Source organism: Pseudomonas sp. PS01297, from assembly GCF_029959305.1.
Classification (GTDB): Bacteria; Pseudomonadota; Gammaproteobacteria; order Pseudomonadales; family Pseudomonadaceae; genus Aquipseudomonas; species Aquipseudomonas helleri.
In genome coordinates this window covers 17,306-28,872 of record NZ_JASCPQ010000076.1, presented here as the reverse complement: position 1 = coordinate 28,872, position 11,567 = coordinate 17,306, and the positions used below count along the sequence as shown (strand labels likewise).

Here is an 11,567-nt window from a genome sequence, read left to right as displayed (position 1 = left end):
GGCTTGCTCGCGATTGCATCAACGCGCCGCTTCAGAAAACCCGCAGCGCCTGTATCGCGAGCAAGCCCGCTCCCACAAAGGCCGACCGTCATGCATAACCCCTGCGCCGTGATCCCGGTGTACAACCATGAAACCGCCGTGCCCGCCGTGGTCGCGGCGTTGCAGGCCGCAGGTTTGCCCTGTGTACTGGTCGACGACGCCAGCAGCCCCGCGTGCAGCGCCGTGCTCATCGAGCTGGCCCGGCACGAGCACATCTACCTGGTGCGGCTGGCCGTCAACCAAGGCAAAGGCGGCGCCGTGATGGCCGGTTTGCGCGAGGCCTCACGTCTGGGCTTTACCCATGCGTTGCAAGTCGATGCAGACGGCCAGCACGACCTCAGCGATGTCACGGCCTTTATCCAGGCCTCGCAGCACAGCCCCGAGGCGCTGATTTGCGGTTACCCGCAATACGACGCCAGCGTACCTAAAGGCCGCTTGTATGCACGCTATCTGACCCATGTGTGGGTGTGGATCAACAGCCTGTCACTGCGTATTCCCGATTCGATGTGCGGCTTTCGGGTGTACCCGCTGGCGCCGACACTGGCACTGCTCGACTCAGTCAAGCTGGGTAAACGCATGGACTTCGACCCCGAGATCCTCGTGCGCCTGGCGTGGCGCAATCAGCCGATGCAGTGGCTGGCAACCAAGGTGCATTACCCGCAAGACGGCCTCTCGCACTTTCGCCTGTTCCATGACAACGCCCTGATCTCGGCCATGCACACCAAACTGTTCTTCGGCATGTTGGTGCGTTTGCCGAGCATTCTATGGAGGCGCTGGCGGGCATGAGCGATACACCACAGCATTGGGCCGAGCATAAAGAGCGGGGCAATTTTTGGCTGATGAAGCTCACGGCCTTCGGGGTCAAAGTACTCGGTCGCCGCCTGCTGGCCCCCGTGTTGTACGCCATCGTGCTGTACTTTTTTGTCTTCGGCCGCAAAGCCCGACGCAGCATCTGGCACTACCAGCAGCACCTGGCCGACTGGAGCGGGCAGCCCGCCTTGCGCCCCACGCCGTGGCGGGTGTTCGGCCAGTTCATGGCGTTTGCCGACGCGCTGCTCGACAAGCTCGACGTGTGGAACGGCCGCCTCAAGACCCAAGACATCGAAATCATCGACCCCGCCCGGCTGCGCGAGCAAATGCGCGCTGAGCGCGGGCAAATGCTGGTGGGCGCTCATTTGGGCAACCTTGAGGTGTGCCGGGCCCTCGCTGAACTGGGAGAGAAAATCACCCTGAACGTGCTGGTGCACACCCGCCATGCCGAGCACTTCAACCGTTTGCTGGGCGAGGCCGGGGCCACGCATGTGCGCCTGATTCAAGTCAGCGAGCTCAACCCCGGCGTCATGCTGCAATTGAGCCAACGCCTGGAAAACGGCGAGTGGCTGGCCATCGCCGGTGACCGCGTGCCGCTGCATGGCGCACGCACCGCGCTGGTCAACTTTCTCGGCCACCCGGCACCCTTTCCGCAGGGCCCGTGGTTGCTGGCCGGGTTGCTCAAGTGCCCGGTCAATTTATTGTTTTGCCTGAAACACCAAGGCCGCTATCGGGTGGTTATCGAGCCCTTCGCCGAGGCCATTGAGTGGCGGCGCAGCGACCGCGAACAGGTGATCGCCGAGTGGGCTGCGCGCTATGCCGAACGGCTGGGGCATTACTGCCTTGAGGCGCCGCAACAATGGTTTAACTTTTACCCTTTCTGGAAAACCGATGACGACGCATCAGCATGAGCCAGTAACCTTCGGCCAAACCCCGTTGCGCATTGAAGACGTGCTGGCACTGGCCAATCGTCAGGTGCCGACCCGTTTGCAAGACGACGCCGAGTACCGCGAACGCATCGCCAAAGGCGCGCGCTTTCTCGACTCATTGCTCGACAAAGAAGGCGTGATCTACGGCGTGACCACCGGCTACGGCGACTCGTGCGTGGTGGCGGTGCCGCTGGAGCATGTCGAAGCGCTGCCACGTCACCTCTACACCTTCCACGGCTGTGGCCTGGGCAAAATGCTTGATGCCCAGGCGACCCGCGCCGTGCTGGCCGCCCGCTTGCAGTCGCTGTGCCACGGGGTGTCCGGGGTGCGCGTTGAACTGCTGGAGCGCCTGCAAGGGTTTATTGCCCACGACATTTTGCCGCTCATCCCCGAAGAGGGCTCGGTAGGCGCTAGCGGTGACCTGACGCCGCTGTCTTATGTGGCGGCCACCTTGTCGGGCGAGCGCGAGGTCATGTTCAACGGCGAGCGCCGACTGGCGGCTGACGTGCACCGCGAACTGGGCTGGACGCCGCTGGTGCTGCGGCCCAAGGAAGCGCTGGCGCTGATGAACGGCACGGCCGTGATGACCGGCCTTGCGTGCCTGGCGTACGCCCGCGCCGATTACCTGCTCAAGTTGGCAACCCGCATCACGGCACTCAACGTGGTGGCGTTGCAAGGTAACCCTGAACACTTCGATGAGCGTCTGTTCGCTGCCAAGCCGCATCCGGGGCAGATGCAAGTGGCCGCGTGGTTGCGCCAGGACCTCGCCATCGACGCCCCGACCGCGCCGCTGCATCGCCTGCAAGACCGTTACTCGCTGCGCTGCGCGCCCCACGTGCTGGGCGTGCTGGCCGACAGCCTGAACTGGCTGCGCGGGTTTATCGAAGTCGAACTCAACAGCGCCAACGACAACCCGATCATCGACGCCGAAGAAGAACGCGTGCTGCACGGCGGGCACTTCTATGGAGGGCACATTGCCTTCGCCATGGACAGCCTCAAAACCCTGGTGGCCAACGTGGCCGACCTGCTTGATCGCCAACTCGCCTTGCTGGTAGACGTGCGTTACAACCACGGCTTGCCGAGCAACCTCTCGGGCGCCAGCGCCGAGCGGGCGATGCTCAACCACGGTTTTAAAGCGGTGCAGATCGGCGCCAGCGCCTGGACCGCCGAAGCCCTGAAAAACACGATGCCGGCCAGCGTCTTCTCGCGCTCAACCGAATGCCACAACCAAGACAAAGTAAGCATGGGCACCATCGCCGCCCGTGACGCCATTCGTGTGCTGGAGCTGACCGAGCAAGTGGCCGCCGCGACCTTGCTGGCGGCCAACCAAGGTGTGTGGCTGCGCAGCCGCGACGCAGACGCACGCCCGTTACCCACCGCACTGGCCGAGATGCACGCTGAACTGGCCAAGGATTTCGCCCCCGTCATTGAAGACCGCGCACTGGAAGCCGAACTGCGCCTGTGCCTGGCCCGTATTGCCCAACAACACTGGAGGCTGCATGCGTAGCAAAGGCGTTTTGCACGTCGACACCGAAGTCTTGGTGCCGTTTTTCGACATCGACACCATGCACGTGGTGTGGCATGGGCATTACGTCAAATACCTCGAAGTCGCCCGCTGCGCCTTGCTCGATCACATCGGGCACAACTACACGCAGATGCTCGACGCGGGCTACGCGTGGCCGGTGATCGACCTGCAACTGCGCTATGTGCGCGGCGCCACCTTCGGCCAACGGATCAACGTGCGCGCAAGCCTGGTGGAATGGGAGAACCGTCTGAAGATCAACTACCTGATTACCGATGCGGCCACCGGCGAACGCCTGACCCGCGCCTGCACGGTGCAGGTCGCAGTCAGGATTGCCGACCGGGAAATGCAACTGGCGTCGCCCCAATGCTTGATCGATGCGATTGCGAAGGTGCTGGTATGAAGCTGATTGCTGTTCTGTGTAGTCGCTGCCGCAGGCTGCGATCGAGCCCGAAGGGGTCGCGCTTTATCAAGAGCGAAGGTCCTTCGGCCCTTATCGCAGCCTTCGGCAGCGGCTACAGGGTGCTGGCTGTCGCCGCGATTGTGTTGGTATCACCATTGGCCCACGCCTTCGACCTGCAACAACTGAGCGATCAACTGGCCAGGCCGCAGGTGATCCACGGTGATTTCATCCAGGAAAAATACCTGCGCGCGCTCCCCAAACCGCTGACCAGCACCGGCACCTTTGTGCTGGCCAAAGATCACGGCCTGTTGTGGCAACTCAACACCCCGCTGAAACAGGACTACCGCATCACCGCCCTCGGCATTGCCCGACGCAATGGCAGCGAGTGGCAAATGCTCCCTGGCAAGAGCGCAGGCGCCGAGCAGAACCGCCTGTTCCTGGCCGTGCTGCAAGGCGACAGCAGCGGGCTTGCGCGTGATTTCGAGCTGCGTCTGCAAGGCGAACCGACGCAGTGGACGCTCACCCTGACCCCGCGCTCGCTGTTGCTCAAGCAGGTGTTCACACAAATCAACATCGACGGCGGCGAGCTGGTGCAACGCATCGAGTTGCAGGAAACCCAAGGCGACAGCACCGTGCTGAAGCTGCAAAACAGCACCCGCCACTTACCCTTGAGCGACGCGGAGCAGCACGACTTTGCGCAGTGAACGCTGGTTGCCCCGGGGCTTTTTGATCCTGCTGCTGGCCGTGCTCGCCCTGGCCGGCTGGCAATGGCGGCATGGCCCGCCGCTGTCGGCCAACCTGATGGAACTGGTGCCCGGCCACACTCCGGACGCACTGCTACAGAGCGCCGAGCAGCGCATGCAAGAACCCCTCAACCGAGAGGTGTTGCTGCTGGTGGGCAGCGCCGATCGCCAGCAAGCCATTACCACTGCTCGCCAGTTGGGCGAGCAATGGCTGGCCAGCGGGTTGTTTGAAAAGGTCCAGTGGAACCTGCAAGCCGACTTGCCCGCCCTGCGCGAGCAACTGCTGCGCGGGCGCCTGGCAATGCTCGCGCAAGCTGACCGCACACAACTGATCGAACACCCAGACGCCTTTATCCAGCAGCGGGTGCAGGCGCTGTTCGACCCGTTCAGCGGCTTCAGCCTGGTGCCCAGCCAGGACGACTGGCTGGGCCTGACCGGGCGCATCCAGAACAGCCAGCCGCAACGCGGCGCGGTGCAGTTGGACATCGGCAGCGGCGCCTTGATCGCTGACGCCGACGGCAAAAGCTGGGTATTGCTGCGCGCACGCACGCAGGGCAATGCCTTTGACATGAAGCTGCCCCTGCAAGTGGCCGCACTGGTTGAACGCAGCCGCGAACAGGCCGCCAGCCAGAACGTGCAACTGCTCGCCGCCAGTGGCCTGCTCTACGCCGCCAGCGGCCAACAACAAGCCACCCGTGAGATCACCTGGGTAGGCGGCGGGGCCACCTTCGGAATTTTGCTCCTGTTGCTGCTCGCGTTTCGCCGCTGGCGCGTGCTGCTGGCCTTTGTTCCGGTGCTGGTGGGCATGCTGTTTGGCGTCGTGGCCTGTGTCGGGTTTTTTGGCAGCCTGCACGTGATGACGTTAGTGCTGGGCTCCAGCCTGATCGGCGTGGCCGTCGATTACCCGCTGCATTACCTGTCCAAAAGCTGGAGCCTCAAGCCGTGGCGCAGCTGGCCTGCCGTGCGCCTGACATTGCCCGGCTTGAGCCTGAGCCTGGCCACCAGTTGCATCGGTTATCTGGCCTTGGCGTTTACCCCGTTTCCAGCGTTGACCCAAATCGCGATCTTCTCGGCAGCAGGCTTGGTCGGGGCGTATCTGAGCGCCGTGTGCCTGCTGCCCGCGCTGCTCAACGGTATGACGTTACAGCCCGCGCAATGGCCGTTACGCCTCGCGCAGCGCCTGCTGGATGCGCGGGCAGCGCTGTTGAAAAAGGTCCCCACGCCCGCGCTATTGGCCTTGTTGCTGGCCTTTTGTGCAGCGGGCCTGTGGCAACTGACCAGCAAAAACGATATTCGCCAATGGGTCGGTGCACCGCCCCAACTGACGGCACACGCCCAGGCCATTGCACGCATTACCGGCTACCAACCGACCAGCCAGTTCTTTTTGGTGCGCGCCGACAATGAGCAGCAACTGCTTGAGCGCCAAACCGTGCTGCGCGAGCGGCTGGATCAACTGGTCAGCACCGGCAAGCTACAAGGCTATTTGGCGCTGGGCCAATTGGTCAGCCTGCCGAGCGAGCAACAACACCTGCGCACGGCCTTGAAGCAACTGCCAGAGCACTGGCAACCGCTGCTGGAACTGGGCGTGCCCGAGGCCGCGCTGCAACACGAACTCGCGCAGTTAGAGGCGTTGCCCGAGCAAACTATCGACGCCGCGCTCACCGGGCCATTGGCCGAACCGTGGCGCGCGTTGTGGTTGGGCAAACAGGGCAACGGCGTGGCCGCCATGGTCAGCCTGCAAGGCTTGAACAACCCCGACCTGTTGCGCGAACAAGCCCAAGGCCTGCCCGGCGTGCAGTGGGTGGATCGCTTGGGCGACTTGAACGGCGTGTTCGCGGCCACGCAGATCAGCGCGGCAGAATTGAAGCTGTTGTCGTGCGTGTTGATCGTCTTGCTGTTGATCGCGCCCTTTGGCTTAAGCGGCGCGCTGCGCATGGTTGCACTGCCGCTGTTAGCCGCACTGTGCAGCGTGGCCAGCCTCGGCTGGTTGGGGCAGCCGCTGACCCTGTTCAGCCTGTTCGGGTTATTGCTGGTGACGGCGATCAGCGTCGATTACGCGATTTTGATGCGTGAACACATCGGCGGGGCTGCCGTCAGCCTGCTCGGCACCTTGCTCGCCGCGCTGACTACCTGGCTGTCGTTCGGTTTGCTGGCGGTGTCCAGTACACCCGCGGTCAGCAACTTCGGGTTGTCGGTGAGCCTCGGCCTGGCCTTCAGCTTTATGCTCGCGCCGTGGGCCGGTCAGCAAACGCCGCACACCCCGCGTTATTCTTCATTGCCACGGAGGCCCCATGAAACCCCTTAGCGATACCTACGTAGAAGAAACCCGGTTCGGGTTTTGGTTTTTGCGCAGCCACACCTGGCAGCACCATGTGCTGCGGGTGGCGATCAATGACTTGCGCGGCTTGTTCAGCGAGCCGCCGCCGTCTGCGCCGGTCATCCTGGATGCCGGTTGCGGGCAGGGCAAGTCGTTTCAGTACCTGCATAAAACCTTCGCCCCCAAGCGTTTGATCGGGCTCGATGCCGACCCGCTGAGCCTTGAACTGAGCCGCGAAGAGGCCCGCCGCCAAGGGTTCGACGTTGAGCTGATCGGCAGCGACTGCGCTGAACTGGACGTGCCCGATGCCAGCGTCGACCTGCTGTTCTGTCACCAGACCTTCCACCACCTGGTGCAACAAGACCGGGCGCTGGCCGAGTTTTATCGCGTGCTCAAGCCGGGCGGCTATTTGCTGTTCGCCGAGTCCACCGAAGCCTACATCGACACCTGGGTGATTCGCTGGCTGTTCCGCCACCCCATGCACGTACAAAAAAGCGCGGCGCAATACCTGGAAATGATCCGCGACCAGGGCTTTGAATTTGATGTGCAGAACGTCTCTTACCCCTACCTGTGGTGGAGCCGTGCGACCGATTTCGGGCTGTTGGAACGCTTTGGCCTGCGCCCTGCCAAGCCGGTGGGTCAACGGGAAGAAACCCTGGTCAACCTGGTAGCACGCAAACCGTTGCAAGGCAAAGCTCAATGACACGCCGTTACAGCCTGTTCGCAGCCCTTGGCATCTTCATGCTCCTGTTGTTAAGTGGCTGCACCAGCCTGCCCTTGCCCACACACACGCCCAGCCTGACGCTGCCGATGCAGTTGCATGTGCAGCGTCAGCAGGCCAACGAGCGCCAGGACTGGCTGCTGGTGATTCAGCAAGAGGACGCCGGGCTACGCTGGTCATTGATGGACCCGCTGGGGATCCCGCTGGCGCGGCAACTACTGCACAACCAGCACTGGCAAGCAGACGGTTTGCTGCCGCCCAACCCCGAGGCCCGAGAGTTGTTCGCCGCGCTGCTGTTTGCACTCACGCCTGCCGACCAGTTGGCCGACAATTACCCGCAGGCAACCTCCAGCGCTGATCGCCGTACGCTCGACCGCCGCTGGCAGGTGCACTATGTACAACCCCAGGTGTTTAGCATCGATCTGGACAATGGCGTGCACTACACCCTCAGCCCACTCAACACCGAGACGGCCCCATGACTGCGTACCTGAATGCACTGGGCATCGTTTGTTCACTGGGCCGCGGGCCCAAGGACGTTGCGCAGCACCTGTTTGCCGGTGACTGCTCGGGCATGCAGCAAACAGCAGGCTGGATCCCTGAGCGCTCGGTCGCGGTAGCGCAGGTGCAAGGCGACTTACCTGCGATCCCGGCACACCTTGCCCGCCACAGCAGCCGCAACAATCAACTATTGCTTGAGGCCGCATTGCAGATTGTCGATGACATCGAGCAGGCGATCCAGACCTATGGCCGCGACCGCATCGCTGTCGTGCTGGGCACCAGCACCTCGGGCATCGACGAAGCCTGCCATGGCATTGCCCACTACGCGCAGCACCGGCACTTCCCCAGCGATTACGACTACCGCCAGCAAGAGCTGAGCGCACCGGCTGAGTTTCTGGCCGAGTGGCTGAATATCAGCGGGCCGACCTACGTTATTTCAACCGCCTGCACATCCAGCGCCCGCGCCCTGATGAGCGCCCAGCGCCTGCTGCGCATGAACCTGTGCGACGTGGTGCTGTGCGGCGGCGTCGACACTTTATGCACGCTAACCCTCAATGGTTTTGCAGCCCTTGAAGCGGTGGCCGATGAGCGTTGCAACCCGTTTTCGGTCAACCGTCGCGGCATCAATATTGGCGAAGGCGCGGCCCTGTTTTTAATGAGCAAGCAGGCCAGCGGCGCGCAACCGATCGCCTTGCTGGGCGCAGGCGCCAGCTCGGATGCGCACCATATTTCTGCCCCCGAGCCCAGCGGCCGGGGCGCGGTCAACGCCATGCAGCAGGCCTTGCAACGTGCAGGGTTGCAGGCCAGTCAGATCGGCTACTTGAACCTGCACGGCACGGCAACCCAGCACAACGACGCCATGGAAAGCCAGGCCGTGACCCAAGTGTTCCCACACGGTGTACCGTGCTCGTCGACCAAACCCATGACTGGCCACACACTGGGTGCCGCCGGGGCGCTGGAGGCCGCGTTTTGCTGGTTGAGCCTGCGCCATGGCAACGCCTTGCCCCCGCACCTCTGGGATGGCCAGCCCGACCCGCAGTTGCCCGCGCTGAACTGGGTCACCCCAGGCCTTACCCTGGCCCCCACACACACTCGCTGCCTGATGAGCAACTCGTTTGCCTTCGGCGGTAATAACGTCAGCCTGATTATCGGAGACGCTCCATGATTGATTGGCCGCTCGCCGAATTGCTGCCCCACGCCGGCGACATGATCTTGATCGATCACGTGCTGGCATTTGATGAAGAAACCATCCACACCCGCCTGACTGTCCGCCCGGGCGGCCTGTTTAACCGTGCAGACGGCAGCCTGCCGGCCTGGGTCGGCGTCGAGTTGATGGCGCAAAGCGTGGCCGCCTATGCCGGTTGCCGCGCGCGCCAGGCAGGCAACCCCGTGGCGCTGGGCTTTTTGCTCGGCACCCGCAAGTTTGAATGCAACGTTGAGCACTTCCCGCTCGGCGCCGAGTTACAGATCCACGCCGTGCGCTCGCTCGAAGACGACAACGGCATAGGCGTGTTTGAGTGCCACCTGACCGGCCCACAGATCCACGCCACCGCCCGCCTGAACGTGTTCCGTCCGCCTCAGGCTGAAAACTACCTTGCTCAAGCATCTCAGGAGGCTCGCCATGACTGAGTCCATTTTGGTCACCGGCTCTAGCCGTGGCATTGGCCGTGCCATCGCGTTGCGTCTGGCCCAGGCCGGTTTCGATCTGGTGCTGCATTGTCGCAGTGGGCGCAGCGAAGCCGACAGCGTCATGGCGCACGTTCAAGCACTGGGTCGCAACGCCCGTGTGCTGCAGTTCGACGTGTCGGACCGCGCCCAGTGCCGGGCAATACTGGAAGCCGATGTTGAAGCCCATGGTGCTTATTACGGCGTGGTGCTCAATGCCGGGCTGACCCGAGACGGGGCGTTTCCGGCCCTCAGCGAAGACGATTGGGACGTGGTGATGCGCACCAACCTCGACGGCTTTTACAACGTCCTGCACCCGGTCATGATGCCCATGATCCGCCGTCGTCAGGCCGGGCGCATTGTGTGCATCACCTCGGTGTCGGGCCTGATCGGCAATCGCGGGCAGGTCAATTACAGCGCCTCCAAAGCCGGGCTGATCGGCGCCGCCAAAGCCCTCGCCATTGAGCTGGGCAAGCGCAAAATCACGGTTAACTGTGTGGCGCCGGGCCTGATCGACACCGCCATGCTGGACGAGAATGTGCCCGTTGAAGAACTGATGAAAATGATCCCGGCCCAACGCATGGGCACCCCGGAAGAAGTCGCCGGAGCGGTCAACTTTTTGATGTCGGCCGAAGCGGGCTATATCACCCGCCAGGTGCTGGCCGTCAACGGAGGCTTGTGCTGATGAAGCGCGTCGTCGTTACCGGCATGGCCGGCATCACCTCGTTGGGCAGTGACTGGGCCAGCATCGCGGCCCATTTTGAGGCGGGGCGCAGCGGCATTCGGCGCATGGACGAGTGGGACCGCTTTACCGAACTCAACACCCGTTTGGCCGGGCCCATTGATGACTTTGCCGTGCCCCCACACTGGACCCGCAAACAACTGCGCAGCATGGGCCGCGTCTCGCGCCTGGCGGTGGGGGCAGCGGAGCAAGCCTTGCAAGACGCGGGCTTGCTGGGTAACCCGATCATTCAGGACGGGCGCATGGGCGTGGCGTGTGGCTCGTCCACCGGCAGCACGGACGAAATCAAAGCCTTCGGCAACATGTTGCTCAACTCGGTCGCAGAAGGCCTCAACGCCAACAGCTACGTGCGCATGATGCCGCACACCACGGCAGCGAATATCAGCATCTTCTTTGGCCTTACCGGGCGGTTGATCCCGACCTCCAGCGCCTGCACCAGCGGCAGCCAGGGCATTGGTTATGCCTACGAAGCCATCAAGTTCGGCCGCCTGCCGTTAATGCTTGCTGGCGGCGCAGAAGAGTTGTGCCCCACCGAAGCCATGGTGTTTGACGCGCTGTACGCCACCAGCCTTAAAAACGACGCCCCGCACACCAGCCCAAGTCCCTATGACAGTGGCCGCGATGGCCTGGTGATCGGCGAAGGGGGCGGCATGCTGGTGCTCGAAGAGCTGGAGCATGCACTGGCTCGCGGTGCGCACATCCATGCTGAAATCGTCGGTTTTGGCAGCAATGCAGACGGCCAGCACACCACCCGCCCCGAGGTCAGCACCATGCGCCGGGCCATGGAACTGGCGCTGGAAGACGCGGGACTTGCCGCTCAGGCCATCGGCTATGTGAACGGTCACGGCACCGCCACCGAACAAGGCGACATCGCTGAAACCCAGGCCACCCATGACGTGTTTGGCAAACACATGCCCATCAGCTCGCAAAAGAGTTTTTTGGGCCACACTTTAGGGGCCTGTGGCGCGCTGGAGTCGTGGTTCAGCATCGAGATGATGAACCGCGACCGCTACGTGCCCACGCTTAACCTGCACAACGTAGACCCACGCTGCGCTGAACTGGATTACCTGCGCGGCGAAAGTCGCGTGATGCACAACGACTATGTGATGAACAACAATTTTGCCTTCGGCGGCGTCAACACATCGTTGATTTTTCGCCGCTGGTCATGAGGTCAAGGA

General features: G+C 63.0%; 12 protein-coding genes. All 12 read left to right on the top strand.

Features of this window, described 5'->3' with window-relative positions; genetic code table 11:
* The first annotated feature begins 90 nt into the window (after positions 1–90).
* The 12 genes from QMX84_RS19765 to QMX84_RS19710 are packed head-to-tail and all read left to right on the top strand — an operon-like array spanning position 91 to position 11,558.
* Positions 91–825, top strand: a complete 735-nt coding sequence (locus QMX84_RS19765) for a glycosyltransferase family 2 protein (RefSeq protein WP_262126024.1) — start codon at positions 91–93, stop codon at positions 823–825.
* A complete protein-coding gene (locus QMX84_RS19760; protein ID WP_282364594.1) occupies positions 822–1,760 on the top strand; it encodes a glycosyl transferase in 939 nt (312 codons plus the stop codon). Before QMX84_RS19765 ends, QMX84_RS19760 begins: the two co-directional genes overlap by 4 nt.
* Positions 1,741–3,285 carry an aromatic amino acid ammonia-lyase gene (locus tag QMX84_RS19755; RefSeq protein ID WP_262126022.1) on the top strand — a complete coding sequence of 515 codons (1,545 nt, stop codon included), beginning with the start codon at positions 1,741–1,743 and terminating at the stop codon, positions 3,283–3,285. The genes QMX84_RS19760 and QMX84_RS19755 overlap by 20 nt, the downstream gene beginning before the upstream one ends.
* On the top strand, positions 3,278–3,703 hold the full coding sequence (locus tag QMX84_RS19750; RefSeq protein WP_262126021.1) for an acyl-CoA thioesterase: 426 nt from the start codon (positions 3,278–3,280) through the stop codon (positions 3,701–3,703). Before QMX84_RS19755 ends, QMX84_RS19750 begins: the two co-directional genes overlap by 8 nt.
* Complete coding sequence (locus QMX84_RS19745; RefSeq protein WP_282364593.1) at positions 3,700–4,407, top strand: outer membrane lipoprotein carrier protein LolA; 708 nt, start codon at positions 3,700–3,702, stop codon at positions 4,405–4,407. Before QMX84_RS19750 ends, QMX84_RS19745 begins: the two co-directional genes overlap by 4 nt.
* Positions 4,397–6,751: an MMPL family transporter gene (locus QMX84_RS19740; RefSeq protein ID WP_282364592.1), complete on the top strand. Its 2,355-nt coding sequence runs from the start codon at positions 4,397–4,399 to the stop codon at positions 6,749–6,751. The genes QMX84_RS19745 and QMX84_RS19740 overlap by 11 nt, the downstream gene beginning before the upstream one ends.
* Complete coding sequence (locus QMX84_RS19735; RefSeq protein ID WP_282364591.1) at positions 6,738–7,466, top strand: class I SAM-dependent methyltransferase; 729 nt, start codon at positions 6,738–6,740, stop codon at positions 7,464–7,466. Before QMX84_RS19740 ends, QMX84_RS19735 begins: the two co-directional genes overlap by 14 nt.
* Positions 7,463–7,963, top strand: a complete 501-nt coding sequence (locus tag QMX84_RS19730; RefSeq protein WP_282364590.1) for a DUF3261 domain-containing protein — start codon at positions 7,463–7,465, stop codon at positions 7,961–7,963. Before QMX84_RS19735 ends, QMX84_RS19730 begins: the two co-directional genes overlap by 4 nt.
* Entirely contained in the window at positions 7,960–9,147 is a 1,188-nt protein-coding gene (locus QMX84_RS19725; protein ID WP_282364589.1) for a beta-ketoacyl-[acyl-carrier-protein] synthase family protein, read from the top strand. The genes QMX84_RS19730 and QMX84_RS19725 overlap by 4 nt, the downstream gene beginning before the upstream one ends.
* On the top strand, positions 9,144–9,611 hold the full coding sequence (locus QMX84_RS19720; RefSeq protein WP_282364588.1) for a hotdog family protein: 468 nt from the start codon (positions 9,144–9,146) through the stop codon (positions 9,609–9,611). Before QMX84_RS19725 ends, QMX84_RS19720 begins: the two co-directional genes overlap by 4 nt.
* Entirely contained in the window at positions 9,604–10,332 is a 729-nt protein-coding gene (locus QMX84_RS19715; protein ID WP_262126014.1) for a 3-ketoacyl-ACP reductase FabG2, read from the top strand. The genes QMX84_RS19720 and QMX84_RS19715 overlap by 8 nt, the downstream gene beginning before the upstream one ends.
* Positions 10,332–11,558, top strand: coding sequence for a beta-ketoacyl-ACP synthase (locus QMX84_RS19710; protein WP_282364587.1), 1,227 nt, complete (start codon positions 10,332–10,334; stop codon positions 11,556–11,558). The genes QMX84_RS19715 and QMX84_RS19710 overlap by 1 nt, the downstream gene beginning before the upstream one ends.
* Positions 11,559–11,567: the final 9 nt, after the last annotated feature.